We start from the raw sequence: 26,722 nt of genomic DNA on the forward strand, positions 1-26,722 counted from the left end.
TGAACATCACCAATCCCCTGTGGGAGCGGGCTTGCTCGCGAAGCTTTTGGCTTTTTAGCGGCTGGCGATCAGCGCCTGGCCGCGCACCACCGCAGCCTTGACCTGCGCCGGCGCGGTCCCGCCGATGTGGTCACGGGCATTCACCGAGCCTTCCAGGGTCAGCACGGCGAACACGTCCTGCTCGATCTGATCGCTGAACTGACGCAGTTCTTCCAGGCTCATCTCGGCCAGATCCTTGCCGGTGTCCACGCCGTACTTCACGGCGTGACCGACGATTTCGTGGCAGTCACGGAACGGCAGGCCACGGCGTACCAGGTAGTCCGCCAGGTCGGTCGCGGTGGAGAAACCGCGCAGGGCCGCCTCACGCATGATCGCGTGTTTCGGCTTGATCGCCGGGATCATGTCGGCAAAGGCCCGCAGCGAGTCGCGCAGGGTGTCGGCGGCGTCGAACAGCGGTTCCTTGTCTTCCTGGTTGTCCTTGTTGTAGGCCAGCGGCTGGCCTTTCATCAGGGTCAGCAAGCCCATCAGTGCACCGAACACCCGGCCGGTCTTGCCACGCACCAGCTCCGGTACGTCGGGGTTTTTCTTTTGCGGCATGATCGAGCTGCCAGTACAGAAGCGGTCCGGCAGATCGATGAACTGGAACTGCGCGCTGGTCCACAGCACCAGCTCTTCGGAAAAGCGCGACAGGTGCATCATCGCGATGCTTGCCGCCGAGCAGAACTCGATGGCGAAGTCGCGATCGGAAACGTTGTCCAGCGAGTTGCCGCCCACGGCGTCGAAGCCCAGCAGTTGCGCGGTGTATTCGCGGTCGATCGGGTAGGTGGTGCCGGCCAGTGCAGCGCTGCCCAGTGGCATGCGGTTGGTGCGCTTGCGGCAGTCAACCAGGCGTTCGTAGTCGCGGCTGAGCATTTCGAACCAGGCCAGCATGTGGTGCCCAAAGGTCACTGGCTGCGCAGTCTGCAGGTGGGTGAAGCCCGGCATGATGCTCGCGGCTTCGCGCTCGGCTTGCTCCAGCAGGCCTTTTTGCAGGCGGGTGATCTCGGCCAGGATCAGGTCGATCTCGTCACGCAACCACAGGCGGATGTCGGTCGCGACCTGGTCGTTGCGGCTGCGCCCGGTGTGCAGTTTCTTGCCGGTGACGCCGATGCGGTCGGTCAGGCGCGCTTCGATGTTCATGTGCACGTCTTCGAGGTCGACGCGCCAGTCGAACTGGCCGGCCTCGATTTCGCTCTGGATGGTCTTCAGGCCATCGATGATGCTGTCGCGCTCGGCATCCGTCAGCACGCCGACCTTGGCCAGCATGGTGGCGTGGGCGATCGAGCCCATGATGTCGTGGCGATACAGGCGCTGGTCGAAAGTGACGGAGGCGGTGAAGCGGGCGACGAAGGCGTCGACGGGTTCACTGAAGCGGCCGCCCCAGGACTGATTGGTCTTGTCAGTGCTCATGAATTCGCTCGTATCGGCTTGGAGAAAGAAGGCGTGAAACGCTGGCGCGGATAATAACAGGGTTGCCAATCCTGTCGCTGACACCGGTCGATACGTTTTTTTCTCATCTGCTGGTTCATAGTCGGCGCTCTAACCGTGGGATTTGCGCAAGGATATTTTTCGATTGAGCAATATCAGCCCGGCAAGCGTCTACAGTAGGACATAAGGGTCGGCGCGACTGCGGATCGCGCAAACGTCCGGACGCCGACTATAAGAAGAGGGGGTGGGTGGATTTGTCCTTTGGCAAACCCCGTGAGAAACGCAGGAAACAGCGGGCTTTGAGCAGTACGACCCGGGCACTGGCAAATATTGCTGGCCGACGTACGGCACTTTTTGGCGCTCGGGCTAGTCTTAGCGTGGATCGCGGTGACGGACGTCACTTCACCTGTCTACGCTATCCTTGTGCGAGACTCACGCAGGAATCCAGCGCAATATGAATGTCCTGATCGTTGATGACGAACCACTGGCTCGCGAGCGCCTAAGCCGTATGGTAAGCGAGCTCGAGGGTTACACAGTCCTGGAGCCCAGCGCCACGAATGGCGAAGAGGCGTTGGCGCTGATCGACAGCCACAAGCCGGATATCGTGCTGCTCGATATCCGCATGCCGGGCCTCGATGGCCTGCAAGTGGCTGCCCGTCTGTGCGAACGCGAAACGCCGCCCGCCGTGGTGTTTTGCACCGGCCCCGATGAATTTGCCGTGGAAGCCCTGCAGGCCAGCGCCGTGGGCTATGTGGTGAAACCCGTGCGAACCGAACATCTGCATGACGCCCTGAAACGGGCTGAACGTCCCAACCGGGCCCAACTCTCGGCCCTGACCCGCCCTGCTGCCGAAAGCGGCAACGGCCCGCGCAGTCATATCAGCGCCCGCACCCGCAAAGGCATCGAGCTGATCCCGCTGGATCAGGTGGTCTACTTCATTGCCGATCACAAGTACGTGACGTTGCGCCATGAGAGCGGCGAAGTGCTGCTGGACGAACCCCTCAAGGCCCTCGAAGACGAATTTGGTGAACGCTTCGTGCGTATCCACCGCAATGCGCTGGTCGCCCGTGACCGCATCGAGCGTCTGCAACGCACGCCACTGGGGCATTTCCAGTTATTCCTCAAGGGTCTGAACGGCGATGCATTGATCGTCAGCCGCCGGCATGTGGCCGGTGTGCGCAAAATGATGCAGGGCCTGTAACCCGGTCATTCCGGGCGGTTCCGGAGTCTTTTTACCAGGCATTGCCGGCCAGGGAGGCCACGCCGTTTCTGATTCAAGTCAAAGTGGATTTGGCTGAGCTGTTATTATCCGCCGTATCTATTCAGTACGGATTGATCCATGTCCTCTCGCGAAATCCGCATCGCCACCCGTAAAAGTGCGCTGGCCCTCTGGCAGGCCGAATACGTCAAAGCCCGTCTGGAAGCGGCCCATCCGGGTCTGCTGGTGACGCTGGTGCCCATGGTCAGTCGCGGCGACAAGCTGCTCGACTCACCGCTGTCGAAAATCGGCGGCAAAGGCCTGTTCGTCAAGGAACTGGAAACCGCGCTGCTGGAGAATGAAGCCGACATCGCCGTGCACTCGATGAAAGACGTGCCGATGGACTTCCCCGAAGGTTTGGGTCTGTTCTGCATCTGCGAACGCGAAGACCCGCGCGATGCCTTCGTTTCCAATACTTACGCCAGCCTCGACGCGTTGCCTGCCGGTGCCATCGTCGGTACCTCCAGCCTGCGTCGTCAGGCGCAGTTGCTGACCCGCCGCCCCGATCTCGAGATCCGCTTCCTGCGCGGTAACGTCAACACTCGCCTGGCCAAGCTCGATGCCGGCGAGTACGACGCGATCATCCTCGCGGCGGCCGGTCTGATCCGTCTCGGTTTCGAAGACCGGATTACCTGCGCGATCAGTGTCGACGACAGCCTGCCCGCCGGTGGCCAAGGCGCCGTCGGTATCGAATGCCGCAGCGCCGACAGGCAAATCCATGCCTTGCTCGCGCCACTGCATCACGCCGATACCTCTTCGCGTGTGACCGCCGAACGGGCCCTCAACAAACATCTGAATGGCGGCTGCCAGGTGCCGATCGCCTGCTACGCCGTGCTCGAAGGTGAGCAGTTGTGGTTGCGTGGCCTGGTGGGCGAGCCGAGCGGTGGCAAGCTGCTCAGCGCCGAAGCGCGCGCACCGCGTGCCGATGCCGAAGCGCTGGGTGTGAAGGTCGCTGAAGACCTGCTGAGCCAGGGTGCCGACGACATTCTCAAAGCGGTCTATGGCGAGGCAGGTCACGAGTGACCGGCTGGCGCCTGCTGCTGACGCGCCCTGCGGACGACTGCACGGCGCTGGCCGAGGTGTTGGCCCAAGCCGGTTTTTTCAGCAGTTGCCTGCCGCTTCTGGACATCGCACCGCTGCCGGTCTCTGAGAAAATACGTCAGGCGATGACCCAGTTGCCGAACTGCAGCGCAGTCATCGTGGTCAGCAAACCGGCGGCGCGAATTGCTGTCGACCTGCTCGATACTTTTGACCTGAACCCGGTATCGATGCCGTGGTTCAGCGTCGGAGCGGCGACGGCGCAGATTCTTCGCGATCGTGGCCTGGACGTGCACTTCCCGGCCACCGGCGATGACAGCGAAGCCTTGCTGCAATTGCCGCGTCTGCGCGAAGCCGTTGCGCAGCCTGATGCGCAGGTGTTGATCCTGCGCGGGGAGGGTGGTCGTGAGCTGCTCGCCGAGCGTCTGCGCGCGCTAGGTGCTAGTGTCGAGTATCTGGAGTTGTATCGGCGCGACCTGCCGGCCTATCCGCCGCACGAACTGACGCGGCGGATTGCAGCGGAACGCTTGAACGGGCTGGTGGTCAGCAGTGGACAGGGTTTCGAGCACTTGCGCCGCATGGCCGGCGCTGCCTGGCCTGCGATTGCGCAGTTGCCGTTGTTTGTTCCAAGCCCAAGGGTCGCCGAGCTGGCACGTGCCGCCGGGGCTCAAACAGTTGTGGATTGCCGCGGCGCGAGTGCCGCGGCTTTGCTGACGGCGTTACGGGAGCATCCCGTGCCCGTTCTCTAATGCAAAGGATGGATACGTGAGCGAAACAGCCTTGCCCAAAGATGACGTCCAACCTGTGATCGATGCCCAGGTTGAAACTCCACCGCCGGCCAGAGAGCCGCGCCGAGGCAACGGACTGGCCATTGTCGCCCTGTTGCTCGGCGCTGCCGGCGTGGCGATCGGTGGCTGGGGTGTCTGGCAGGTGCGTCACCTGCAGACCAACACCGCACAGCAGTCGGGCCAGGTGCAGGCGCTGAACGATCAGGCGCAGAGCCTCAAGCTCAATGAGCAGCGCCTGACTGAGCGCCTCGCGCAGTTGCCGGGTGCCGACGAGCTTGCTGATCGCCAGCGTCTGGTGACGCAATTGCAGGGTGATCAGCAGCGCCTCAACCAGCGTCTGGAAACCGTCCTCGGCGCCAGCCGCAAGGACTGGCGTCTGGCCGAGGCCGAGCATCTGCTGCGCCTGGCCAGCTTGCGTCTGTCAGCCTTGCAGGACATCAGCAGCGCCCAGGCACTGGTGCAGGGCGCCGACGAAATCCTCCGTGAACAGAACGACCCGGGCTCGTTCGCTGCTCGCGAGCAAGTGGCAAAAACCCTTGTTGCCCTGCGCAGCACCGAGCAGCCGGATCGCACCGGCTTGTTCCTGCGCATTGGCGCCTTGCGTGATCAGGTCATCGAGCTGACCGAGCTGGCGCCGGAGTACAAGGATCGCGGCGAATCGCTGCTGGGCCTGACCGCTGATGGCGATGGTGCCAGTCGCTGGGCACAGTGGTGGGATCAGGTTTCGCGTTACATCCGCATCGACTTCAACGCTGACAAGAATGTGAAGCCACTGTTGGCCGGACAAAGTCTGAGCCAGGTGCGCCTGGCCCTGAGCCTGGCGCTGGAGCAGGCGCAGTGGGCCGCGCTCAATGGTCAGGCGCCGGTTTACACCCAGGCGCTGACTGAAGCACGGGACGTGCTCAAGGGCAATTTCAATCCGGATAATCCGCAGAGCAAAATCATGCTCGAACAGGTCGCCGAGCTGAGCCAGCAACCGGTCACGGTCAAGACGCCCGACCTGACCGGCACGCTGAGCGCGGTGCAGGGTTATCTGGAGCGACGTAACGTCAACGCTGAAGAATCGGTCAAACCGTTCGCCAAACCTGCCGCCAACACTGCGCAGGAGACCATGCCATGAAACGCCTGTACGTGATCGTGTTTCTGGTGATTGCCGCGACGGCAGCGTTGGGCCTGGCGATTGCCGAACACTCCGGGTACGTGCTGGTTGCCTACAAGAGCTTCCGTTACGAGGCGAGCCTATGGGCCACGCTGGGGCTGATCGCGGTGCTGTGGCTGCTGATCTGGGGCATCAAGGCGCTGGTCGAACTGGTCATGGCTTCCAGCGGCGTGGTCAATCCGTGGTCGCGGCGTAACCGCAGCCGTCGGGTTCAGGTGGCGATCGAACACGGTCAGCTGGATCTGGCAGAAGGACGTTGGGCCAGTGCGCAACGGCATCTTTCTCGCGCTGCAGAAGCCGAGCGCCAGCCGCTGCTGTATTACCTCGGCGCCGCACGCGCGGCCAACGAACAGGGCAAGTACGAGGAGTGCGATCACTTGCTCGAGCGTGCGCTGGAGCGCCAGCCGCAGGCCGAACTGGCAATTGCCTTGAGTCACGCGCAACTGCAGACCGATCGCGGTGACACCGACGGCGCACTGGTGACCCTGCAGGCGATGCACGAGCGGCATCCGCACAACGTGCAGACCTTGCGTCAGTTGCAGCGTTTGCATCAACAGCGCGGCGACTGGTCGGCTGTCATCCGTCTGTTGCCGGAGCTGCGCAAGGACAAGGCGCTGCCACCGGCTGAGCTGGCAGAGCTCGAACGTCGTGCCTGGGGTAACAACCTTTCGCTGGCGGCGCACCGCGACGAGGACGGCAAAGTCGGTCTGCAGTCACTCAATCGTGCCTGGGAGCAACTGAGTTCGGCCCAGCGCCAGGAGCCGGCGCTGGTGCTGGCGTATGCCGAGCAACTGCGTCAGCTGGGCGCTCAGGTCGAAGCCGAGGAAGTGCTGCGTGGCGCCCTCAAGCGCAAGTACGACAGCCATCTGGCGCGACTGTATGGCTTGGTGCGCGGTAGCGATCCGGCGCGTCAGTTGCAAACCGCCGAAGGCTGGCTCAAGGATCATCCGGCCGATCCGAGCCTGTTGCTGACCTTGGGACGGCTCTGTCTGCAAGCCAGTTTGTGGGGCAAGGCACGGGATTATCTGGAGAGCAGCCTGCGGGTGCAGCGCAATCCGGAAGCCTGCGCAGAATTGGCGCGCCTGCTCGCGCAGCTGGGTGACACCGAGCGCAGCAATCAGTTGTTCCAGGAAGGTCTCGGACTGCTGGATGAGCGCCTCCTGGCCGCGCCATTGCCGGTGCCGGTTCACGCTTGAAATCACGAGGGAGGATGCTCCCTCGTTAACGTTCTGCGAGCGAATAATTACCTCTGACCGACGTCTTAGGCAAAGTCCTACAGTCGGCTACGCCTATTCCTCTCGCCCCTGTCGGGTTTTCCCTACACTTCTGTTGAACTGTCGGCAGGGACCCGCCTTGAAAGGCTGACAAGCTTTCCTCTACCGTAACTGCCTGTCTCTACTGTTACGGAAAAGCCATGTCGTTGGCCTGTTCACGCTCCTTGTTTTTCACGGCTTTCACTGCAGGGGCTCTGGCCCTGGGAGCTTCCTATTACCTCGAATACGCGGTCGGGCTGACGCCCTGCAGCCTGTGCCTGGCGCAACGATTCTTCATGGCATTGCTGACGGTCTGTTGCGGGCTGGCGGCGGTCCATGGCCCGCGGCGTGTCGGCTTGTCGCTGTACTGGATGATCACGTTTTGCGTCAGTCTGGGCGGGACGACCGCCGCCTGGCGGCAGGTGTTGTTGCAGAGCGATCCGCTGGTGCAAATGACGAGCTGCGCGCCCGATTCCGAAGCGCTGTTCAGCAACCTGCCGTGGTTGTGCGCAACGGTGCGGATGTTTAAAGGCGGTGTCGATTGCGCAGATATTTCCTGGACGCTGTTCGATTTGAGTATCCCGGAATGGAGCCTGCTGTTCTTTGTGGCGATGTCGATCCTGGCGGTGTACCAATTGCTGCGGCTGGTCTGGAGCGCTCTGCAACGACCGCTCAGCGGCGAAGCGTCGCACCGTATGCTGATCAGGGATTAAACACTTGTATGAACTTTATCTCCTGCGTACCTTGAAGCCATAGGCGTGCGGGCATAATCTGGCCCGCACGTGTCATTGGATTTATGTTGCTCGATGACGCTCTGCCCGGTCGGCCTCCAAGCGATAAAAGCCAGAAGAGGGGCGCGGGTGTAGAGCAGCATGACCCACAAGGGAAGAGAGATCGCCATGCTCGAAAGTTGTCAGAATGCTCAGGAACGCTGGGGTGGAGTTCATCTGCTGATCGACCGCTGGTTGCAAGAGCGTGAAGAACTGATCGGTGCCTACGACAAGCTCGGTGCGCAACCTGAGGCGCTGTCCGAGAACCGCAAGCCCTTGCAGGAATTCTGCGGTGTGCTGGTCGATTATGTCTCGGCCGGGCATTTCGAGATCTACGAACAGCTGACGGGCGAAGCCAAGGCGTTCGGTGACACGCGCGGCCTGGAACTGGCCGAAACAATCTATCCACGCATCGACGTCATCACCGAGAAGCTGCTGGCGTTCAACGATCTGTGCGATGAGGGCAAATGCGTCGCCGAGAAGTTCAAGGAGCTGGGCGGCCTGCTTCACGAGCGCTTCGAGCTGGAAGACTGTCTGATTGAAGTGCTGCACACGGCACACAAGGAAGTAGACACAGCTCAAGCCTGACTGGTTTTTCGCAGGCACAAAAAACGCGATACGCCGAGAGCGCACCGCGTTTTTTTATGCCTGTGAATCGGGGCGGTCAGCTTGTTGCGCCGCGCAACTCGACTTCAAACACCAGCGGCGTAAACGGCGCAATCAGATCGCCCGCACCGTCGGCGCCATAGGCTTGATCAGATGGAATCACCAGTCGCCACTTGGCGCCCACCGGCATGTTCTGCAACGCGGTACGCCAGCCGGCAATCACGCTGTCGAGGCTGAACCATTGCGGCTGAGTGTTCTGATCGAACACCGTGCCATCGGGTAGTCGGCCAACGTACAGCACCTGCACTTTTCCATCCGGCCCGGCCTTGGCGCCATTGCCCGGTGTCAGCTCGGTCAGCAGGATGCCGTCGGCCAGTTCCTTCACACCCGGTTTGGCTTTTTCTGCGGTGAGAAAACGCTGCTCGTTTTCCATCGCGGCATCGCTTGAAGGCAGCGCCGAATGCTCGGCGTTTTGTGCTTCATGATCGGCCAGGATCTGCTCGATCCGCGCTTCGCTCAGGGCCAGTGGCTTGCCTTGATAGGCCTGCTGCAAACCGTCGACCAGTGCCTGGATCTGCAATTGCGGCACCTCTTGGCGCAGCCGTTCACCGAGACTGGCGCCGAGGCTGTAGGCCAGATCATGGGCGTCGCTCGTGGTGGTTTTTTCGTCGGCGTGGGCGGCGGAAAAAATCATGCAGAGGGATAAAAAAAAGTAGCGCGACATGGGCACTCTCCGTCCTGAGATGCGGGCGATTATGCCAGCGCGAACGTCTGCAACGGTGAACTGCTTTTGTCTTTGTGCAGAACATTTTCACTTCGTTGCAACGCAATGGTTTCGTTACTGTCAAGATGACCTAGCGGCGGTAACTGCAGAGGTCTAGTATGAGCCGCACTCACGTCAGCCAGGAGGTAAACCATGTCGGCCACCAAGAAGCCTGTAAACACTCCGTTGCACTTACTCCAACAACTCTCGGGCAGCCTGCTCGAGCATTTGGAAAACGCTTGCTCCCAAGCCTTGGCTGATGCTGAAAAACTGCTCGCCAAACTGGAAAAGCAACGCGGCAAGGCGCAAGAAAAACTGCACAAGTCCCGCACCAAATTGCAGGACGCAGCCACTGCCGGTAAAGCCAAGGCACAGAACAAGGCCAAGGCTGCCGTGAAGGAGCTTGAAGACCTGCTCGATGCGCTGAAGGATCGTCAGTCCGACACCCGCAGCTACATTCTGCAACTCAAGCGCGATGCCCAGGAAAGCCTGAAACTGGCCCAGGGTGTCGGTCGCGTGCAGGAAGCCGCCGGCAAGGCACTGACCTCCCGCGCAGCCAAACCTGCAGCAGCACCTGCGAAGAAAGCGGCAGGCAAACCTGCTGCGGCGAAAGCCCCTGCGAAAACCGCTGCTGCCAAGCCTGCGGCCAAACCAGCAGCCAAGGCGCCAGCTAAAGCAGCGGCCAAACCTGCTGCAAAAACCGCGGTGAAAAAACCTGCTGCGGCCAGCGCTGCAAAACCTGCCGCACGCACTGCCGCCGCCAAGCCGGCTGCTGCAAAACCAGCTGCCAAGCCAGCAGCCAAACCGGCTGCTCGCAAAGCGACTCCGGCAAAAACCGCCGCGGCTAAACCAGCGGCTAAACCAGCTGCCAAAGTTGCAGTAAAACCGGCTGCCAAGCCAGCCGCCAAAACTGCAGCGGCCAAGCCTGCGACCAAACCGGTCGCTGCCAAACCAGCTGCCAAAGCCGTTGCCAAGCCTGCCGCGAAAACCGCTGCCAAACCTGCTGCGGCCAAACCGGCAACCGCTGCTGCCAAGCCAGTAGCCAAGCCTGCTGCCAAACCAGCAGTTGCCAAGCCAGCAGCAAAACCAGCCGCCAAACCTGCCGCGAAAAAACCGGCCGCCGCCAAACCAGCCGCCGCGAAACCGGCGACCGCACCTGCCGCCAAGCCAGCCGCTCCAGCGCCGGCCGCTGCACCTGCCGCCGCTTCTACCTCGACCACCACGACTGCGCCAGCGCCGGCCGCTGCGTCGAGCGCCACCAGCAACCCGACCAGCGCGTCCTAAGTGCCGGTTGCCGCGACGCGCAGCACTTGCAGCGCGTCGCGGTTCGGGCTGGCGGCCATTGCCGCCAGACGCTCAAGCCATTCTTCCGACGCGGATGCAGCCTGCAACGGCCAGTCCTGAGCGACCTGTTCCAGTTGCCACAGCAGATGCCGTTCGGCTTCCAGCTCCAGCGCCTTCATCTGTTCACGCAGGGCCTTGAGCACCGGGTCTTCCTCGGCCAGGGTTTTCCATTGAGTGCGTAATGCACGCAGCGGCTGCACCACCTCCACATCCCAAGGCCCCACCAGCATTTTCAGCTGTTCTACGCGCTGTTCGTCGCAGGCCACGCCACGTTGTTCCAGCCACAGACCGCACAGCAACAGGCACACATTGGCCCCCGCCGTTTGCAGTTGCAGGCAGGCATGTTCCACGCCCGGTCGGGCGTAGATGGCAAGGGAAAAGCTCCACAGGTCAGAGGACATCGTGCTACTCGCGCCAGTTGTGAGCGAAGCTGGTAGACTCCGCCGCCATTATGATCCGACTTCAGAACCTGACTTTACAGCGTGGCCCGCAACGTCTGCTAGAAGACGCCGAGCTGACCCTGCACGCCGGCCACAAAGCCGGCCTCATCGGTGCCAACGGCGCCGGCAAATCCAGCCTGTTTGCCCTGTTGCGCGGCGAGTTGCATCCGGACTCGGGCGATTGCCTGTTGCCGGCCGACTGGCGCATCGCGCACATGCGCCAGGAGGTCGACACCCTCGAGCGCCTGGCGGTCGACTATGTGCTCGATGGCGACCTGCGTCTACGCGAAGTGCAGCGTGACCTCGCCGCCGCCGAAGCGGCCCACGATGGCACGGCACTGGCCCGTTTGCACGCCGAACTCGACAGCGCTGACGGCTATACCGCCGATGCACGTGCGCGCAAATTGCTGGCCGGTCTTGGTTTCACCAACGAGCAGATGGATCGTCAGGTAGGAGATTTCTCCGGTGGCTGGCGGATGCGTCTGAACCTGGCGCAGGCCTTGATGTGTCCATCGGACCTGTTGCTGCTCGACGAACCGACCAACCACCTGGACCTCGACGCAATCATCTGGCTCGAAGAGTGGCTGAAAAGCTACCCGGGTACTTTGCTGCTGATTTCCCACGACCGCGACTTCCTCGATGAAGTGGTCGATCACGTGGCCCATGTCGATCAGCGCAAACTGACCCTGTACCGGGGCGGCTATACCGCGTTTGAACGTGCCCGTGCCGAACGTCTGGCCCAGCAACAGCAGGCTTACGAGAAGCAGCAGGCGCAACGTGCGCACATGGAAAGCTACATCGCTCGCTTCAAGGCCCAGGCCACCAAGGCCCGTCAGGCGCAGAGCCGGATCAAGGCCCTGGAGCGCATGGAAGAGCTGTCGGCGGCCCACGTCGATTCGCCGTTCGATTTCGTGTTCCGCGAGTCGACCAAGATCTCCAGCCCGCTGATCGACCTGTCCGATGCACGTCTGGGTTATGGCGATAAAACCATCCTGGAGAAGGTCAAGCTGCAACTGACCCCAGGGGCGCGGATCGGCCTTCTCGGGCCGAACGGTGCCGGTAAATCGACCCTGATCAAGAACCTCGCCGGTGAGCTCGAGCCGCTGGGCGGGCGTCTGACCCGTGGCGAAAACACCGTTGTCGGCTACTTTGCCCAGCATCAGCTCGACTCGCTGGATGCCAAGGCCAGCCCGTTGCTGCACTTGCAGCGACTGGCGCCGACCGAGCGCGAGCAGACCCTGCGTGACTTCCTCGGCGGTTTCGACTTCCGTGGCGCGCGCATCGACGAACCGGTGCTGAATTTCTCCGGTGGCGAAAAGGCGCGTCTGGCCCTGGCGTTGATCGCCTGGGAACGGCCGAACCTGCTGCTGCTCGACGAACCGACCAACCACCTCGATCTGGAAATGCGCCTGGCGCTGACCATGGCGCTGCAGGAATTCAGCGGCGCGGTGTTGGTGGTGTCTCACGATCGTCACTTGCTCAAGAGCACCACCGACAACTTCTACCTGGTCGCTGATGGCAAGGTCGAAGAGTTCGATGGCGATCTCGAAGACTACGCGCGCTGGCTGGTGGAATACCGTCAGCGCAACGCGCCGGTCAGCAACACGCCGGTCAATCCGGACAAGACCGACAAGAAAGCTCAGCGTCAGGCTGCCGCTGCGTTGCGTCAGCAACTGGCGCCGCACAAGCGTGAAGCCGACAAGCTCGAAGCTGAGCTGGGCAAGCTCCACGAGAAACTCGCCAAGGTCGATGCCAGTCTCGGTGACAGCGACATTTACGAGCCTGCTCGCAAGAATGAGCTGCGTGATCTGCTGGCCGAACAGGCCAGACTGAAGGTTCGCGAAGGCGAGCTGGAAGAAGCCTGGATGGCAGCGCTCGAAACCCTGGAAAGCATGCAGGCGGAGCTGGAGGCGCTGTCCTGATGGATGCGTTCAAGCTTCCTTTGCCGGCAGTGTGGGTCGAGCCGATCTGGCTCGGCGTGCAGATTCTGCTGATCCTGCTGGCCGGTTATCTGGCTCAGCGTTTCGTTGCCAAAGGCCTGACCCGTCTGGGTGAGCGCTACCCGTTCCCGCCGCAGTTGCTGATGCCGCTGCGCGGCGGGCTGCGCTGGCTGATCATGGGCAGTGCGCTGATCTTTGTGCTGGAACGCCTCGGCGTGTCGGCCACGGTGCTGTGGACGGCGCTGTCGGGTTTCGTCGCGGTGGCGGCGGTGGCGTTCTTCGCCATGTGGAGTGTGCTGTCGAACCTGCTCTGCGCGATCCTGATCTTCACCGTCGGCCCGTTCCGTCTGGGTGATGTGGTCGAACTGGTCGACACCACCGACAAGCCGGGTGTCAAAGGCCGGGTGGTGGCGATCAATCTGCTCTACACCACGTTGATTGAGGCTGAGGAACTGGGCACCGGCAGCGCCATGGTGCAAGTGCCGAACAGCCTGTTCTTCCAGCGCTCGGTGCGGCGCTGGCGCGGCAGCGATGTGTTTCCTTCCGGCGGTTTCGAAAAGTAGATTGCCCGGGCGTCTGATCTGACGCCTTCGCGAGCAGGCCCGCTCCCACAGTGTCCTGAGTGGAACACACAATGTGTGAACACCAAAGATCCTGGTGGGAGCGGGCCTGCTCGCGAAGGTGCCCCTGGTAGCCCCACAATATTCAGCAAAAAATCGGTAGTCATCCATTCAAACCCGGATTAGCTTAGGCATTTGTCACGAACATGAGCCGAGGTGTGCGATGGAGCTACAAACATGGCTGGCGTTTTTCGCCGCCTGCTGGGTGATCAGTCTGTCCCCGGGCGCCGGCGCCATTGCGTCGATGTCCAGCGGTCTGCAATACGGTTTCTGGCGTGGTTACTGGAACGCCCTCGGTCTGCAGATCGGCCTCGCGGTACAGATTGCGATCGTCGGCGCCGGTGTGGGCGCGATCCTCACCGCTTCGGCCACCGCGTTCTATGCGATCAAATGGTTCGGTGTGGCGTATCTGGTCTATCTGGCGGTCAAGCAATGGCGTGCGCTGCCCATGGACATGAGCGATGACGCGGCGGTACGGCCGATCGGCAAACCGTTGGCGCTGGTGTTCCGCGGTTTTCTGGTGAACATCAGCAACCCCAAGGCGCTGGTGTTCATGCTGGCGGTGCTGCCGCAGTTCATCAATCCGCATGCTCCGCTGCTGATGCAGTACCTGGTGATCGGCGTGACCATGATCTGCGTTGATCTGATCGTCATGGCCGGCTACACCGGGCTGGCATCGAAGGTGCTGCGCCTGTTGCGCACACCGAAACAGCAGAAGCGCATGAACCGCACGTTTGCCGGGCTGTTCATCGGCGCGGCGGCGTTTATGGCGACGTTGCGCAAAGCCGCTGCGTAAAGCGTACAGGCACAAAAAAGGCGACCTTCTCAGGTCGCCTTTTTCGTTTACGGCTGTCGAATCAGTGAAGAATCACCGGCGCCGTATCGCGCGGCAGGTTGTTGCGTTGCTGCGGCTCACGCGGCTGCTCGTAACCGCCGCCACCGAGCTGTTGGCTCAATTGCCCGGCGACGTCCTCGCCCAGTGCCTTGGACACCTCACGCACCACCCGAGGGCGGTTCAGCGAGATCTTGATGTCGCGCCCGTTCACCAGTTTGGTGTCCTGCGCTTCACCCATCGCCGTGAAGGCTGAAGTGATCTCGTAGGTCTTGGTGTTGATCAGACTGAAATCCGCCACCAGCGTCAGGCCCAGTACCGCCGAATAGCTGTCGGTGTGCGCCAGCTCGTTCATGTCCTGGGTGAAGTCGATGTCGGACACCGTGCCGAACAGCACATAGTCGGCGCCTTTGAAGCTGCCGGCCTTGATGCGTTTGATAACGTCATAGACGTCACCCTTGGACGACGCGGTGTACGGCGTGCCCTGCACCAGCTGGAACATGCCGGTACGCAGGATTTCACCCTTGATGTCGCCGGTGAATTTACGCAGCTCACCCTGCTCGATATAGCTGGTGGTCGCTTCCAGCTCGTTATAGCTCGAAGAGCCACTGGAGCTGTAGTAACCCTCGCGGTAATTGTTCTGCGCCGAAACGATGTGGATGTATTGCTCCACACGCTCCTGATACGCCAGATCCGTCACCGCGACTTTGGGGGCCGCTTGCACGCTGAACGCGCAAGCCAGGGCCATCATGCCAATCCATGCGCGCATTGCTTAACGCTCCGTGGTTTTGCGGATCTCTTTTTCGTCCATCCACTCGGCCAGACCGCTTTCAACGTCGATCAGTTGCAGGCTGAATTTGTAGAACACGTCCTTGTAGTCGCTGCTGCGCTTGACGATCGAGCTGATCGAACCTTCCAGGCGGTACTTGGCGGCGATCATGTTGCCGGTCTTGGCCACGCTGCTCTTCTTGTACAGGCCGCTCTGGTTTTGCAGCTTGAGCTGATCAACCTGGCTCTGCATCGCGGTGTTGTCGCTGGCGAAGCGGGCGGTGCCGGACTTCATCAGCTGGGTCTTGATGCTGGTGGTGATTTCGCGGGTATCGATGTACTCGCTGGTCTTGTTCTTCACGTCGTAGACCTGCACCACCGGACGGCCCTGCAGAATGCCGGACTGGGCCAGCGAGCGGGTCATCGACTCGGCGATCATTTGCAGATCGGTCGAACCGAATTCATTGGTCACGGTTTCAACCGCTTTGGTGTCGCCGTAGCTGATGTTCTTGCTGCCCAGGGTCGGCGAGGTGTTGGCGCAACCGGAAGCCAGCAGGGCGAGGACAGCGATCAAGGAAAAGCGTGCAAACATGGGAGTGCTCTCTAAAACAGGAATAGGGTGGCGGACTTAAGGCGTCTTGAGTTCCAGACGGAAATCCACGGCTTTGGGGGTCGGGGCGATGCCCTGAATGAAGCTGGTCTGGGCGCCGTACATCATCTGGCTTTTCCAGACTTCTTCCTCGGCAATCGGGAAACCTTCCGGGCCGAGCCAGGCGAAGCGGTAGTAGAACGTCTTGTTGCTGTTGAGGGTGTTGGTCAACTGCACATTGACGGTCATGAAGCCGTTCTCGCGGGCCACGCGCATGGCGCCGACTGCGATGTGTTTCTGCGGGCCCATGGCCACGACCTTGCTCGCGGCGCTGCCCGGCTCAGGTGGTGGCGGGGTGGCGCAGCCGCTCGCCAGGACGGCGAGGGCGGCAACGGCGATGAGTTTGAAGCGCATGCAAAGACTCCGTTCTTAAGGTTGTTTGAGGCTGGCGACGTTGGTCGCACCGGCGCTCGGAATGACGTGGGCGGCGAGGCCCGCAGCGAACACCTGATTGCCCACGGCGCGCAGGCTGATCACCTGATAACGCTGATCGACGGTGACCTTGACCACCGAGCCACCGATGGCGCTCGGCAAACTGACTTGGTGCTCGCCTTTCTTCAAGCGCAGACGTACCACCTGAGTGTTGTCCGGCAGGGTGCGCCACGTACGGGTATCGGCACCTTCGAGCACAGCTGAAGAGATACCGACGGCCAGACCGGCCAGCGGATTGGTTTCGTTGATCTTCTTCTGCGCCACGCCTTTGGTGATTGCGCGCACGGTGGTGCGCACGATAATCCCCGGCATGTCATCGCGCAGGGCGCGGCGCGACATGGCAGTGGTGCTGTTGAGGGCGGTCAGGTTGACTTGCTGGCCATCGACGCCGATCTGCGCGAACGGTGCAGTGGAGGTGTCGGGCTTGATGATCGGGAACGACAGCGGGGTGATCACCACGTTGTTGGAGATCGGCAATGGCAGCGGCACGCGGATCGAATCGCGGGCTGGCGCCAGACCGCTTTGCACCACGATCAGGATGTCGCTGTCGTCGGATTTGCTTGGCTTGTCGAGATTGACCAGCGCCTGTTCCAGCAGTGGGGTGTTCGGACGCAGTTCGGCAGCCTTGCGGTAGCCCGGTGCAGCCAGGTCTTTCTCGCCCAGGGCTTCGTAGACGAAACCGGCCAGGTAATGGCTGAACGCACTCTGGTAGCTGTTTTTCAGGCTGACCACTTCCGGCGCATCAAGGCTGGCGACCGGGTAACCCTGCAGATCCTTGTATTGGGTCTTGATCCCTTCTTTCTCGGCCTCTTCCTCGCTCTTGAGGTATTCCTTGTCACGCAGGTCGGCGATCACCGCTTCACGTTCGTGAGTCTTCTTGATCGCGGTGCGGGCGCCGTCGAAGTCATTGACCGCCAGCAGGTTGAGGGCCATCTGCGTGGTCAGCATGACTTTTTCGTAGTCGTAGCCTTCGTAGCGACGAACCTTGTCGTTGACGATGAAGCTACCGAACTGAGCCAGGTATTTGCCGGAATCGAGCTTGACCGCGTCTTCCCACTGACCGACCACCTGATCGGCGCTGGTCCAGGCGTTCTGGCTGCCGGACAGGTCGCCCTTGGCGCGCAGCAACTCCCCCTTCTCGAAGTAATAGAGCAGGTCTTTGTCCGGGCCGGTGTTGTTCTTTTCCAGCAGGGTCAATGCGGCGTCGACGTTGCCGGTGGCCAGTTGCTGGTTGGTCTGGGCCAGTTCCGAATCGTAGTTGCGAAACGCCGAACAGCCGGACAGCAGAGTGACAGCGCTGAGCGCGATCAAGGTGGGAGCGCGGAATGCCATGGGGGTACTTCTTCCCTGAGCTTGAAACTGCAGCAGCCACCTGTGCTGGTCGGGCTGATGTGACCCATCGACAGTGGCGCTGGCCTCCTGCCAATTCCTCATAACCAGAGGAGCTTTTATGCCGCATCGCGATAGCGCGGGCGCGGCATTATAAGCAGGCGATGCTGGCCATGTAATAGCTTTTTAATCGCACTTGTTAGTTTGGTGCCATTACTTATTTCAGGCCGGATACGCGGGTTTCCAGCGCAGGGATGGCCTGAAAAGCGCTGCCATTCGCGTAAATCCGCTCGCCCAGCACACGCAGACCGATCATCTGACGGTTCTGGTCGATACGGATTTTCAGCGGTGCACCCGCATTCGGCAGGCTGATCAGGTGTTCGCCCTTTTTCAGGCGCAGGCGCACAACCTGCGTCAGGTTGGGCAGGGTGCGCCACGTGCGGGTGTCCGCCTGCTCGAAACCGTCCCAGTGGGTCACGTAGGACGCTTTGCTCGGGTTACGTCGGTTGTCCGTGCCTTGAACGTCCGCTGCAAGAAATGCCCGGTAGGTCGTGCGCTGGATAATCCCGGGCATGTCGTCGCGCAGCGTGCGCAAGGACATGTCGGTGATGCTGTTGACCGCGATCAGCTGTTTTTGTCGACCATCGATACTGACCTGACTGATCGGCGGGGTTGAGGTGTCCGGCACCATCACCGGAAACGAGATGTTGGCGACGATGACTTGCCCGTCCGCCAGTTTCACCGGGTAAGGCACGCGTACCGAACTGCGGGCGGGCGCCAGGCCACTTTGCACAATGATCAGCACATCGCTTTCGTCGGCCTTGAGCCCGGGGCTGTCGAGGTCGCGCAATGCCTGTTGGAAAAACGCCATGTCCGGGCGCAATTCTATGGCTTGCCGATAGCCGGGCGCGGCGAGGTTCTTTTCACCCAGTGCTTCATACGTGAAGCCGGCGAGATAGTGACTGAACGCACTTTGGTAACCGTTTTTCAGGGCAATCACCGCAGGCGATTCGAGCATCACCACCGGATAACCCTGCAAATCCTTGTAATGCACGCGTGCGCCCTGGGCCTTGGCGGTTTCCTCGATTTTTTCGTATTCCAGCTCCCGTTGCCGGGCGATCAGCGCTTCGCGTTCATGGGTTTTCCTGATGTCGGCGCGGGCGCCATCGAAGTCATTTTGCGCTAACTGATTGAGGGCCATTTGCGTGGTCAGCATGACCTTTTCATAGTCGTAGCCATCGTAGCGGCGCAGCTTGTCGTTGATGATGCTGCCCCAGTGATCGCCCATCGCGGCGAGCAACTTGTCGCCAGTGGTTTCGATCGTGTCCTGACGCTCGATGATCATCTGCTCGGCGCTGCGCCAGGTTGTCTGGCTCTGCGCGAACTCGCCGCCGGCACTGAGGACGGCGCCCTTTTCGAAATAGTAGAGCAGGTCTTTTTCCGGGTCCGGGTTGTGCGCTTCGATCACGGACAGAGCGCCGTCGATGTTGCCGGCCTTGAACTGATCGGTGGTCTGTTGCAGTTCCAGATCGTAATTGCGATACGCCGCGCAGCCGCTCAGTTGGACAACGGCGGTGATCAACAGGGGCAGGAGCAAGCGATGGCGCATGAGGAGGGGTCATCCTTGGACGGGAAATGCGACGAAGTGGCGCATTATAGGGGGCGATAGTGGCTAAGTGATCCGTCGTTTTTGGTGGCCCATTGCACCGCTCATGTGTGGCGCTCAACGGACTTGCCGGTGGGATGGCGCACGGGATTGAGCTAGCCTTGCTGGCCTGACGCATTAACGAATTGCAGGACTTTAATGAATCAACTGCAAGCCATGCGCGCATTTCGTTGCATCGTCGAATGTCGCGGCTTCAGCGCCGCCGCCGAGCGGCTCGACACCACGCACTCGACCATTTCCCGGCAGTTGCAGCAGCTGGAAAATGAACTCGGCACGCGCCTGATCAACCGCAACACCCGGCGTTTCAACCTGACCACGGCGGGGCAGCAGTATTACGCCGCGTGCGTGGACATCCTCGAACGCCTCGATCAAGCCGCGCTGGCAGTGGGACAGGCTCACGAAAGCCCCAGCGGTGTGTTGCGCATCAGCGCGCCGATGGTGATCGGTACGCTGGAACTGGCGAGCTGGTTGCCAGCGTTTCAACAGCGCTATCCCGACATCGACGTGGAGCTGTCCTGCGATGATCGTTTCGTCGATCTGATTGCCGAGGGCTTCGACGTGGCGCTGCGCATCTGCGGGCCATTGGCCGACTCGTCACTGGTGGCGCGCCTGCTGACCGTCTCGGACATGCTGCTGGTGGCGTCGCCGGCCTACGTTGCCCGCCACGGTCTGGTGCGTCAGGTGCGCGAGCTCGCCGGGCAGCAGTTGCTGGCGTTCGCCGGTGGCAGCGACTGGGTGCTGACTGACGCGCGCGGGGTTACCAGCGGCGTGCGTGCGCAAGGCCGGTTCAAGGCCGACTCGATCAGCTCGTTGCACGCCGCCGCGCTGGCCGGGGTCGGCATTGCCGCGTTCACCCGCGCCACGGTGCAGGACGATCTGCTCAGTGGCCGGCTGGTGCACATCCTGCCCCATTGCAGCCTCGGTCAGCGCCACTATTACGCGCTCTATCCGCATGCCCGGCATGTCGCGCTGAAGGTGCAGGTTTTCGTCGAGTTCATGCGCGAGCATTACCGCAACACCCCCGCAGCGCTGCGCTAAAACGCCACGAGTCGTCGACAAAGCTTGAGGGAAAGGCCTTCGAAGTGAACAATATGTAACTTCGCATTTCCATTTGAGACTCATTCATGACTGCCTCGTCCCGACTCCTGGCCTGGCTGGTGTTCCCTTTGTTTGCCCTGAGCAGTTTCAACCTGCTGGCCGACACCGTGGAAGGCGCCCCGCAGGCGCTGCACCTGCTCGATTACATCAGCGCCGACTACCCGCCGACTGTCGCGGCGGGCAAGGTCGTCGACGACGGCGAGTACCGCGAACAACTGGAATTCACCCAGGTGCTGCAAGGTTTGATCGCCGGCATGCCGGCCAAGCCAGAGAAGGCCGCACTGGAGCAGGGCGTCGAGGCTTTGCGCGTCGCCATCAGCGCGAAGCAGGACGGCGCTGAAGTCGCCCGACAGGCCCGGCAACTGGGCGCGAAGCTGGCGGTGGCGTATGAAGTCAGCCAGGCACCGATCATCACGCCGGATCCGACCCGGGGCGCGCCGCTCTATGCGCAGAACTGCTCGGTCTGTCATGGTGACACAGGTGTTGGCGATGGTCCGGCGGGCCTCGGCATGAACCCGGCGCCGGCCAACCTGCGCGCTGCCGCACGGATGGACCACCTGAGTCTGTACGCGATCTACAGCACCCTCGGCCAGGGTGTCGAAGGCACCGACATGCCGGCGTTTGCCGATCAATTGGATGACCGTCAGCGCTGGGACCTGGCGACCTACATCGCCGGCTTCAGTGCCGACCCGGCAGCGGCCAGGTCCGACAAGGTCTACAACATTGCCGATCTGGCCCGCCAGACCCCGGCCGAAGTGCAGGCCGCCGAAGGTCCACAAACCGCCGCGACCTTCCGCGCTCAGCGCGCGCAGCCGCCGCAGGTCAAGCGTGGCCCGGCGCAGTTGCTCGATTACACCGCTGCCACGCTGGACAAGAGCCTGGCCGCGTACCGCGCCGGTGATCGTGATCAGGCTTATGACCTGTCGGTGGCGGCTTATCTGGAAGGCTTTGAACTGGTCGAAAGCTCGCTGGACAACGTTGACGCCAACGTGCGCAAGGACACTGAAAAGTCGCTGATGGCCTACCGTCAATCGCTGCAGGACGGTCTGCCAGTGGCGCAGGCCGAGCAGCGTCTGGATGCGGCAAAGGAAAAACTGAAAGCGTCTGCCGAACTGCTCGGCAGCGATGGCCTGAGCTGGTCGCTGAGCTTCATTTCCGGGCTGCTGATCCTGTTGCGCGAAGGTCTGGAAGCGATTCTGGTGTTGGCGGCGATCCTCGCCTTTCTACGTAACACCGGCCAGCAGTCGGCGGTGCGCAGCGTCAACATCGGTTGGGGTCTTGCGCTATTGGCCGGTCTCGGCACCTGGGCGCTGGCAGCGTACGTGATCGACGTCAGCGGCTCGCAGCGTGAATTGCTCGAAGGCGCGACGGCGCTGTTCGCCAGTGTCATGGTGCTGTGGCTCGGGGTGTGGATGCACGACCGGCGCCACGCGGCGGCCTGGCAAGACTACATCAAGCAAAGTCTGGTGGGCGGTGGCGGGCGTTTCGGTTTCGCGATCCTCGCGTTCTTCTCGGTGTATCGCGAGCTGTTCGAAGTGATCCTGTTCTACGAAACCCTATGGCTGCAGGCAGGTCCGGCCGGGCATGACGCGGTGCTGGCCGGTGGCGCCACGGCGCTGGTGCTGCTGGTCGGTCTGGCCTGGGTGATCCTGCGCGGCTCGGCGAAGTTGCCGCTGGCGCTGTTCTTCAGTATCAACGCCGGGCTGCTGTGTGCGTTGTCGGTGGTGTTCGCCGGCCATGGCGTGAAAGCGTTGCAGGAAGCCGGGATCTTCGGCACGCGGCCGGTGGCGTTCTTTGACTTCGACTGGCTGGGGATTCATGCCGATGCCTATTCGCTGACGGCGCAAGCGGTGGCGATTGTGGCGATTGTCGTGTTGTACGGGCGTAGTCGGATGGCCGAGAAAAAGCGCGTGACTGCTTAAGAGCATTCGGCGCGCTCACATTCGCGAGCGGGCTCGCTCCCACAGGCGTTGCGCGTAACCTGTGGGAGCGAGCCCGCTCGCGAATTGTTTTTTGGAGGCAAGAAAAAATGCGTGTATGGATCGATGCCGATGCCTGCCCCCGGGCAGCGAAGGATCTGGTGGTGAAGTTCGCCCTCAAGCGCAAGTTCGAAGTGGTGCTGGTGGCGGGGCAGCCGCAGATCAAACCGGGGCTGGCGATCGTCAAACTGATCGTGGTGCCGAGCGGCCCGGATGCGGCGGACGATTATCTGGTGGAGCACGCAGTGCCCGGTGAACTGGTGATCTGCAGCGATATTCCGCTGGCCGATCGTCTGGTGAAGAAAGGCGTGGCGGCGCTGGACCCGCGCGGGAAGGAGTTCGACGCACAGAACATGGGCGAGCGGCTGGCGGTGCGCAATCTGTTCACCGACCTGCGCGAACAGGGCCAGATCAGTGGCGGCCCGGCGCCTTTCGGCGAGCGCGAGAAGCAGGCCTTTGCCAATGCGCTGGATCGCATCCTCACCCGGCTCACCCGCAAACCCTGAACATTACACAGATCCCTTGTGGGAGCGGGCTTGCTCGCGAAGGCGTCGTATCAGACAACATTGATTTGCATGACGCACCGCTTTCGCGAGCAAGCCCGCTCCCACATTTGTTCTGCATGCCGTCAGAGATCAGGCATCTTTTTCGTGGGTCAATTCCAGAACGCGGTCGACCAGTTTGTTGATCCCCGAAGCCGCCTCACTGATGTTCTGCGCCAGCATGTAAGCCGGGGTGGTCACCAGTTTGCGTGCCTTGTCTTCGATGATGTCGCTCACCGCGCAGTCTTCGTGGGTGGCCCCCATCTTGTTCATCGCCGTCGCGGTGTCGGCATCGTTGCCGATGGTGCAGGTCACGCCAGGGCCGTAGATCTTCGCCGCCAGCGCCGGTGAGATGCACATCAGGCCTACCGGTTTACCCGCTTCGGCAAACGCTTCGGCCAGTTCCAGCACCTGCGGCTGCACGCTGCAACCGGCGCCTTCGACGGCGAAGTTCGAGAGGTTTTTCGCCGCACCGAAACCGCCCGGCACGATCAGCGCGTCGAAGTCGTCGACGTTGGCTTCGCGGATGTCCTTGATATTGCCGCGGGCAATGCGCGCCGATTCCACCAGGACGTTGCGCGTCTCGGGCATTTCTTCGCCGGTCAGGTGATTGATCACATGCAATTGCGCAATGTTCGGGGCGAAGCACTGCACCTGCGCGCCGCGTTGATCCAGGCGCAGCAGGGTGATGACGCTCTCGTGGATCTCGGCGCCGTCGTACACGCCGCTACCGGACAGGATCACTGCAACTTTTTTGCTCATGGGTTTCTCTCCAGATTCATGGCGCTAAATGTCCACTAATTTGTCGCGCGTTGCCATAGGGTGATTGGGCGGCTACACCTAGGATCTGTCCATAGAATCCGACCGGGGCGCGCCATGGACTTCATTCTGTATGCAGTGCCGTTTTTCTTCGTGCTGATCGCCGCCGAACTGCTCGCCGACCGCTGGCGCGGAGTGCGCCACTATCGCCTCGCCGACTCGGTGAACAGCCTCAGCGCCGGGGTGTTGTCGACGACCACCGGGCTGCTGACCAAGGGTCTGGGGCTGGTGACCTATGCGTTTGCTCTGGGACACCTGGCGCTGCTCAGGCTGCCGGCGGACAGTGTCTGGGTCTGGGTGTTTGCCTTTGTGTTTTATGACTTCTGCTATTACTGGCTGCACCGCCTGGGTCATGAGCGCAACATCCTCTGGGCGGCACACTCGGTGCATCACCAGAGCGAGGAGTACAACCTCTCCACGGCGTTGCGCCAGACCAGTACCGGGTTCCTGCTGGGCTGGATCTTCTACTTGCCGATGGCGGTGCTCGGCGTGCCGCTGCTGGTGTTCGTCAGCGTCGCGGCGATGAATCTGCTGTATCAGTTCTGGGTCCACACCCGGCACATTCCCAAGCTCGGCTGGTTCGAGTGGTTCTTCGTCACGCCATCCAATCATCGGGCCCACCATGCACAGAACGCTCTCTACATGGATCGCAACTACGGCGGGGTGTTCATTCTTTGGGATCGGCTGTTCGGCACGTTCCAGGAAGAGGACGACAACGAACCGGTGATTTTCGGCGTGACCACGCCGCTGGCGAGCTGGAACCCGCTGTGGGCCAATGTGCAGTTCTATGCGCAGTTGTGGGACGACGCGCGCCGCGCCGAAAGCCGCTGGGACACACTGCGGATCTGGTTCATGCGCACCGGCTGGCGTCCGGCGGATGTCGCGTTGAAGTACCCGCTGAACAAGCCGGATCTGCGCCGCTTTCGCAAGTTCGAGGTGCCGCTCGACAGCCGTCGAAAGGGCTACGTGGCGCTGCAGTTCTGCGTCTATATCGCGCTGGGCAGTTATCTGATGGGGCAGGCGCCGCAGCTGCCGATCGCCGCGCTGGTGCTCGGCTGGGTCGCGGTCGCATCGGGTCTGTTTGCGCTGGGCGTGGCTCTTGAGAATCGCTCGTGGGCGTTGAAGGTGGAGCTGCTGCGGCTGGGGTCAAACGTACCGCTGGTGTGGCTGGCGCCATTGCTCGGGTTATGGCCGGCCAGCCCGTTGGCCTGGGCTGGCTTGCTCGGTTACAGCTTGCTCAGCGGCCTCGGGCTGTATGGCTGTCGCCAGCGCGTTACTCGGCTGGCGTCTTAGGTTCGGCGGGTTTGGCTGCTTCTGCCTGATGCAGACGCGCGGCGTGTGCGGCTTGCTCGTCGGCGTAAACCTGCTTGGCCAGGCGCGCATTCTTGAACCGGCGACGCAGCCACAGGCCGACACCCAGTACCAGCAGCGCGCCGAGTACCCACAGTTCGTACTTCTTGATGCTGCCGAGCATGCCTTCAAGCACTGCGCCGAAGTGGTAGGCGGCGGCTGCCAGGGCAGTGGCCCAGATCGCCGCACCGATGCCGTTGAGCAGCAGATAACGTCCCGGCGGATAACCCGACAGGCCGATCGCCACCGGCATCACCGTGCGCAAACCATAAACGAAGCGGAAGCTCAGGACCCAGATGTCCGGATGCTTGCGAATGTGTTCCAGCGCGCGGTCGCCCATCATCTGCCAGCGCGGTTTGCGCGCCAGCAATTTGCGCCCGTGCTTGCGCCCCAGGAAGTACCACAGCTGATCGCCGGCATAACTGCCGAAGAACGCCACGACCACCACCAGGTTGATGTCCATGTATCCACGGAACGCGAGGAAGCCTGCGAGCACCAGGATGGTTTCGCCTTCGAAGAACGTGCCGAGGAACAAGGCAAAGTAGCCAAAGTCATGCAGAAATTGTTGGAGCATTGTCTGGGTGCTGGCGAAATGAACGCGCAGCCTAACCCTTCGGACACATTCATGAAAGTGTCCAAATGTGTCTCGACGTGAACAATTCCTACACTAACAATGGAATGCGGCTACGTGTCACGGGGTACGCATAACTGTAATCTGTTCGTCATAATGGCCGTCTATAACTGTCACGCTCGCCCGTTTGCGCGGGCTCAGGAGTCTGCCGTGAGCTTTACCCCTGCCAACCGTTTGTTCCCCGCCACCCGTTTGCGCCGCAATCGCCGCGATGATTTTTCGCGTCGGCTGGTACGGGAAAACGTGCTGACGGTCGATGACCTGATCCTGCCGGTGTTCGTGCTCGACGGTGAAAACCGTCGCGAAGCCGTGGCCTCGATGCCCGGTGTCGAGCGCCTGACCATCGATCTGCTGCTCGAAGAAGCGGCGAAATGGGTCGATCTGGGTATCCCGGCGCTGGCGCTGTTCCCGGTCACTCCTCCCGAATTGAAAACCCTCGACGCCGCCCAGGCGTGGAACCCTGAAGGCATCGCCCAGCGCGCCACCCGTGCCCTGCGTGAGCGCTTCCCTGAACTCGGCGTGATCACCGACGTTGCGCTCGACCCGTTCACCACCCACGGTCAGGACGGCATTCTCGACGAAGAAGGCTACGTGCAGAACGACATCACCGTCGATGCACTGGTCAAACAGGCACTGTCCCATGCCGAAGCCGGCGCTCAGGTCGTGGCACCGTCGGACATGATGGACGGTCGCATTCAGGCGATTCGCGAAGCGCTGGAAATCGCCGGTCACGTCAATGTGCGGATCATGGCCTACTCGGCCAAGTACGCTAGCGCCTACTACGGCCCATTCCGCGATGCGGTCGGTTCGGCGTCGAACCTGGGCAAAGCCAACAAGGCCTCTTATCAGATGGACCCGGCCAACAGCGACGAAGCGCTGCACGAAGTCGGCGCGGACTTGTCTGAAGGCGCGGACATGGTCATGGTCAAACCCGGCATGCCGTACCTGGACATTCTTTTGCGGGTAAAAGATGCCTTCAAAGTGCCGACCTTCGTCTATCAGGTTAGCGGCGAATACGCCATGCACATGGCGGCGATCCAGAATGGCTGGTTGAGCGAGGCGGTGATTGTCGAATCACTGACCGCCTTTAAACGTGCCGGTGCTGATGGCATCCTGACTTACTTTGCTGTCCGTGCCGCTCAATTGTTACGAGAGCAGAAATAGCCCTCCCAGGAACATTC

General features: G+C 61.7%; 26 protein-coding genes and 1 pseudogene. 17 read left to right on the plus strand and 10 right to left on the minus strand.

Annotation, left to right across the window (positions count from 1 at the left end; genetic code table 11):
• Window positions 1-54: 54 nt before the first annotated feature.
• On the minus strand, window positions 55-1,449 hold the full coding sequence (gene argH, locus U862_RS0127010) for an argininosuccinate lyase (RefSeq protein WP_025113255.1): 1,395 nt from the start codon (window positions 1,447-1,449) through the stop codon (window positions 55-57).
• Between the two features lie 326 nt (window positions 1,450-1,775).
• On the opposite strand from argH, the pseudogene U862_RS31565 reads away from it, so the two are divergent.
• From U862_RS31565 to U862_RS0127045, 8 genes and pseudogenes are all read left to right on the plus strand, one after another.
• A pseudogene (locus U862_RS31565) lies at window positions 1,776-1,925 on the plus strand (sensor histidine kinase); the annotation flags it as partial.
• On the plus strand, window positions 1,922-2,668 hold the full coding sequence (locus tag U862_RS0127015; RefSeq protein WP_003229385.1) for a LytTR family DNA-binding domain-containing protein: 747 nt from the start codon (window positions 1,922-1,924) through the stop codon (window positions 2,666-2,668). The pseudogene U862_RS31565 and the gene U862_RS0127015, both read left to right, overlap by 4 nt.
• Window positions 2,669-2,806: 138 nt before the next feature.
• Window positions 2,807-3,748: a hydroxymethylbilane synthase gene (gene hemC, locus U862_RS0127020; protein ID WP_025113256.1), complete on the plus strand. Its 942-nt coding sequence runs from the start codon at window positions 2,807-2,809 to the stop codon at window positions 3,746-3,748.
• Window positions 3,745-4,512 (plus strand): uroporphyrinogen-III synthase, encoded by a 768-nt coding sequence (locus tag U862_RS0127025; RefSeq protein ID WP_025113257.1) that lies wholly within the window; start codon window positions 3,745-3,747, stop codon window positions 4,510-4,512. The genes hemC and U862_RS0127025 overlap by 4 nt, the downstream gene beginning before the upstream one ends.
• 16 nt (window positions 4,513-4,528) lie before the next feature.
• A complete protein-coding gene (locus U862_RS0127030) occupies window positions 4,529-5,671 on the plus strand; it encodes a uroporphyrinogen-III C-methyltransferase (protein ID WP_025113258.1) in 1,143 nt (380 codons plus the stop codon).
• Window positions 5,668-6,906 (plus strand): heme biosynthesis protein HemY, encoded by a 1,239-nt coding sequence (locus U862_RS0127035; RefSeq protein ID WP_025113259.1) that lies wholly within the window; start codon window positions 5,668-5,670, stop codon window positions 6,904-6,906. Before U862_RS0127030 ends, U862_RS0127035 begins: the two co-directional genes overlap by 4 nt.
• A gap of 218 nt (window positions 6,907-7,124) precedes the next feature.
• Complete coding sequence (locus tag U862_RS0127040; RefSeq protein ID WP_025113260.1) at window positions 7,125-7,676, plus strand: disulfide bond formation protein B; 552 nt, start codon at window positions 7,125-7,127, stop codon at window positions 7,674-7,676.
• A 186-nt stretch (window positions 7,677-7,862) separates the two neighbouring features.
• Window positions 7,863-8,321, plus strand: a complete 459-nt coding sequence (locus tag U862_RS0127045; RefSeq protein WP_025113261.1) for an Rsd/AlgQ family anti-sigma factor — start codon at window positions 7,863-7,865, stop codon at window positions 8,319-8,321.
• A 76-nt stretch (window positions 8,322-8,397) separates the two neighbouring features.
• On the opposite strand, the gene U862_RS0127050 is transcribed toward U862_RS0127045, so the two are convergent.
• On the minus strand, window positions 8,398-9,063 hold the full coding sequence (locus U862_RS0127050; RefSeq protein WP_025113262.1) for an FKBP-type peptidyl-prolyl cis-trans isomerase: 666 nt from the start codon (window positions 9,061-9,063) through the stop codon (window positions 8,398-8,400).
• Window positions 9,064-9,255: 192 nt separating this feature from the next.
• Here U862_RS0127050 and U862_RS0127055 point away from each other — a divergent pair, with 192 nt between their 5' ends.
• Window positions 9,256-10,386, plus strand: coding sequence for an AlgP family protein (locus U862_RS0127055; RefSeq protein WP_025113263.1), 1,131 nt, complete (start codon window positions 9,256-9,258; stop codon window positions 10,384-10,386).
• On the opposite strand, the gene U862_RS0127060 is transcribed toward U862_RS0127055, so the two are convergent.
• On the minus strand, window positions 10,383-10,847 hold the full coding sequence (locus U862_RS0127060) for a TIGR02444 family protein (protein WP_025113264.1): 465 nt from the start codon (window positions 10,845-10,847) through the stop codon (window positions 10,383-10,385). The two genes, U862_RS0127055 and U862_RS0127060, sit on opposite strands and share 4 nt — an antisense overlap.
• A gap of 50 nt (window positions 10,848-10,897) precedes the next feature.
• Here U862_RS0127060 and U862_RS0127065 point away from each other — a divergent pair, with 50 nt between their 5' ends.
• The 3 genes from U862_RS0127065 to rhtB all read left to right on the plus strand — a co-directional run bounded on the left by U862_RS0127065 (window position 10,898) and on the right by rhtB (window position 14,242).
• On the plus strand, window positions 10,898-12,808 hold the full coding sequence (locus U862_RS0127065) for an ATP-binding cassette domain-containing protein (RefSeq protein WP_025113265.1): 1,911 nt from the start codon (window positions 10,898-10,900) through the stop codon (window positions 12,806-12,808).
• Window positions 12,808-13,389, plus strand: a complete 582-nt coding sequence (locus tag U862_RS0127070; RefSeq protein ID WP_025113266.1) for a mechanosensitive ion channel family protein — start codon at window positions 12,808-12,810, stop codon at window positions 13,387-13,389. Before U862_RS0127065 ends, U862_RS0127070 begins: the two co-directional genes overlap by 1 nt.
• A 220-nt stretch (window positions 13,390-13,609) precedes the next feature.
• Window positions 13,610-14,242: a homoserine/homoserine lactone efflux protein gene (gene rhtB / locus U862_RS0127075; protein ID WP_025113267.1), complete on the plus strand. Its 633-nt coding sequence runs from the start codon at window positions 13,610-13,612 to the stop codon at window positions 14,240-14,242.
• Window positions 14,243-14,303: 61 nt separating this feature from the next.
• Here the strand turns inward: rhtB and U862_RS0127080 are convergent, their stop codons facing one another.
• From U862_RS0127080 to U862_RS0127100, 5 genes are all read right to left on the minus strand, one after another.
• Complete coding sequence (locus tag U862_RS0127080; protein ID WP_025113268.1) at window positions 14,304-15,047, minus strand: hypothetical protein; 744 nt, start codon at window positions 15,045-15,047, stop codon at window positions 14,304-14,306.
• Between the two features lie 3 nt (window positions 15,048-15,050).
• The gene (gene lpoB / locus U862_RS0127085; protein WP_025113269.1) at window positions 15,051-15,638 is read right to left on the minus strand and encodes a penicillin-binding protein activator LpoB; all 588 of its coding nucleotides are present in this window, start codon (window positions 15,636-15,638) and stop codon (window positions 15,051-15,053) included.
• Window positions 15,639-15,674: 36 nt separating this feature from the next.
• Window positions 15,675-16,049: a YcfL family protein gene (locus U862_RS0127090; RefSeq protein ID WP_025113270.1), complete on the minus strand. Its 375-nt coding sequence runs from the start codon at window positions 16,047-16,049 to the stop codon at window positions 15,675-15,677.
• 15 nt (window positions 16,050-16,064) lie between these two features.
• The gene (locus U862_RS0127095) at window positions 16,065-17,459 is read right to left on the minus strand and encodes a COG3014 family protein (RefSeq protein WP_025113271.1); all 1,395 of its coding nucleotides are present in this window, start codon (window positions 17,457-17,459) and stop codon (window positions 16,065-16,067) included.
• A 214-nt stretch (window positions 17,460-17,673) separates the two neighbouring features.
• On the minus strand, window positions 17,674-19,065 hold the full coding sequence (locus U862_RS0127100) for a COG3014 family protein (protein ID WP_025113272.1): 1,392 nt from the start codon (window positions 19,063-19,065) through the stop codon (window positions 17,674-17,676).
• 195 nt (window positions 19,066-19,260) lie between these two features.
• Here U862_RS0127100 and U862_RS0127105 point away from each other — a divergent pair, with 195 nt between their 5' ends.
• The 3 genes from U862_RS0127105 to U862_RS0127115 all read left to right on the plus strand — a co-directional run bounded on the left by U862_RS0127105 (window position 19,261) and on the right by U862_RS0127115 (window position 22,705).
• The gene (locus U862_RS0127105) at window positions 19,261-20,160 is read left to right on the plus strand and encodes a LysR family transcriptional regulator (RefSeq protein ID WP_025113273.1); all 900 of its coding nucleotides are present in this window, start codon (window positions 19,261-19,263) and stop codon (window positions 20,158-20,160) included.
• A gap of 86 nt (window positions 20,161-20,246) precedes the next feature.
• The gene (locus U862_RS0127110; protein ID WP_025113274.1) at window positions 20,247-22,142 is read left to right on the plus strand and encodes an FTR1 family protein; all 1,896 of its coding nucleotides are present in this window, start codon (window positions 20,247-20,249) and stop codon (window positions 22,140-22,142) included.
• A 107-nt stretch (window positions 22,143-22,249) separates the two neighbouring features.
• The gene (locus tag U862_RS0127115; RefSeq protein WP_025113275.1) at window positions 22,250-22,705 is read left to right on the plus strand and encodes a YaiI/YqxD family protein; all 456 of its coding nucleotides are present in this window, start codon (window positions 22,250-22,252) and stop codon (window positions 22,703-22,705) included.
• Between the two features lie 129 nt (window positions 22,706-22,834).
• On the opposite strand, the gene elbB is transcribed toward U862_RS0127115, so the two are convergent.
• Complete coding sequence (gene elbB, locus U862_RS0127120; RefSeq protein WP_025113276.1) at window positions 22,835-23,503, minus strand: isoprenoid biosynthesis glyoxalase ElbB; 669 nt, start codon at window positions 23,501-23,503, stop codon at window positions 22,835-22,837.
• A gap of 114 nt (window positions 23,504-23,617) precedes the next feature.
• On the opposite strand from elbB, the gene U862_RS0127125 reads away from it, so the two are divergent.
• The gene (locus U862_RS0127125; protein WP_025113277.1) at window positions 23,618-24,853 is read left to right on the plus strand and encodes a sterol desaturase family protein; all 1,236 of its coding nucleotides are present in this window, start codon (window positions 23,618-23,620) and stop codon (window positions 24,851-24,853) included.
• Here U862_RS0127125 and U862_RS0127130 read toward each other — a convergent pair.
• A complete protein-coding gene (locus U862_RS0127130; protein ID WP_025113278.1) occupies window positions 24,834-25,484 on the minus strand; it encodes a DedA family protein in 651 nt (216 codons plus the stop codon). The genes U862_RS0127125 and U862_RS0127130 overlap by 20 nt on opposite strands.
• A gap of 207 nt (window positions 25,485-25,691) precedes the next feature.
• Here U862_RS0127130 and hemB point away from each other — a divergent pair, with 207 nt between their 5' ends.
• A complete protein-coding gene (gene hemB, locus U862_RS0127135) occupies window positions 25,692-26,705 on the plus strand; it encodes a porphobilinogen synthase (RefSeq protein ID WP_025113279.1) in 1,014 nt (337 codons plus the stop codon).
• Window positions 26,706-26,722 lie beyond the last annotated feature (17 nt).

The sequence above is a fragment of the Pseudomonas sp. H1h genome (assembly GCF_000633255.1).
In the GTDB taxonomy this organism is placed as follows: domain Bacteria; phylum Pseudomonadota; class Gammaproteobacteria; order Pseudomonadales; family Pseudomonadaceae; genus Aquipseudomonas.

Bases quoted from the DNA above. Each gene is read 5' to 3' on its own strand.
- argH (WP_025113255.1), bottom strand. From the start codon at position 1,449: ATGAGCACTGACAAGACCAATCAGTCCTGGGGCGGCCGCTTCAGTGAA.
- U862_RS0127015 (WP_003229385.1), top strand. From the start codon at position 1,922: ATGAATGTCCTGATCGTTGATGACGAACCACTGGCTCGCGAGCGCCTA.
- hemC (WP_025113256.1), top strand. From the start codon at position 2,807: ATGTCCTCTCGCGAAATCCGCATCGCCACCCGTAAAAGTGCGCTGGCC.
- U862_RS0127035 (WP_025113259.1), top strand. From the start codon at position 5,668: ATGAAACGCCTGTACGTGATCGTGTTTCTGGTGATTGCCGCGACGGCA.
- U862_RS0127040 (WP_025113260.1), top strand. From the start codon at position 7,125: ATGTCGTTGGCCTGTTCACGCTCCTTGTTTTTCACGGCTTTCACTGCA.
- U862_RS0127045 (WP_025113261.1), top strand. From the start codon at position 7,863: ATGCTCGAAAGTTGTCAGAATGCTCAGGAACGCTGGGGTGGAGTTCAT.
- U862_RS0127050 (WP_025113262.1), bottom strand. From the start codon at position 9,063: ATGTCGCGCTACTTTTTTTTATCCCTCTGCATGATTTTTTCCGCCGCC.
- U862_RS0127055 (WP_025113263.1), top strand. From the start codon at position 9,256: ATGTCGGCCACCAAGAAGCCTGTAAACACTCCGTTGCACTTACTCCAA.
- U862_RS0127060 (WP_025113264.1), bottom strand. From the start codon at position 10,847: ATGTCCTCTGACCTGTGGAGCTTTTCCCTTGCCATCTACGCCCGACCG.
- U862_RS0127065 (WP_025113265.1), top strand. From the start codon at position 10,898: ATGATCCGACTTCAGAACCTGACTTTACAGCGTGGCCCGCAACGTCTG.
- U862_RS0127070 (WP_025113266.1), top strand. From the start codon at position 12,808: ATGGATGCGTTCAAGCTTCCTTTGCCGGCAGTGTGGGTCGAGCCGATC.
- rhtB (WP_025113267.1), top strand. From the start codon at position 13,610: ATGGAGCTACAAACATGGCTGGCGTTTTTCGCCGCCTGCTGGGTGATC.
- U862_RS0127080 (WP_025113268.1), bottom strand. From the start codon at position 15,047: ATGCGCGCATGGATTGGCATGATGGCCCTGGCTTGCGCGTTCAGCGTG.
- lpoB (WP_025113269.1), bottom strand. From the start codon at position 15,638: ATGTTTGCACGCTTTTCCTTGATCGCTGTCCTCGCCCTGCTGGCTTCC.
- U862_RS0127090 (WP_025113270.1), bottom strand. From the start codon at position 16,049: ATGCGCTTCAAACTCATCGCCGTTGCCGCCCTCGCCGTCCTGGCGAGC.
- U862_RS0127095 (WP_025113271.1), bottom strand. From the start codon at position 17,459: ATGGCATTCCGCGCTCCCACCTTGATCGCGCTCAGCGCTGTCACTCTG.
- U862_RS0127100 (WP_025113272.1), bottom strand. From the start codon at position 19,065: ATGCGCCATCGCTTGCTCCTGCCCCTGTTGATCACCGCCGTTGTCCAA.
- U862_RS0127105 (WP_025113273.1), top strand. From the start codon at position 19,261: ATGAATCAACTGCAAGCCATGCGCGCATTTCGTTGCATCGTCGAATGT.
- U862_RS0127110 (WP_025113274.1), top strand. From the start codon at position 20,247: ATGACTGCCTCGTCCCGACTCCTGGCCTGGCTGGTGTTCCCTTTGTTT.
- U862_RS0127115 (WP_025113275.1), top strand. From the start codon at position 22,250: ATGCGTGTATGGATCGATGCCGATGCCTGCCCCCGGGCAGCGAAGGAT.
- elbB (WP_025113276.1), bottom strand. From the start codon at position 23,503: ATGAGCAAAAAAGTTGCAGTGATCCTGTCCGGTAGCGGCGTGTACGAC.
- U862_RS0127125 (WP_025113277.1), top strand. From the start codon at position 23,618: ATGGACTTCATTCTGTATGCAGTGCCGTTTTTCTTCGTGCTGATCGCC.
- U862_RS0127130 (WP_025113278.1), bottom strand. From the start codon at position 25,484: ATGCTCCAACAATTTCTGCATGACTTTGGCTACTTTGCCTTGTTCCTC.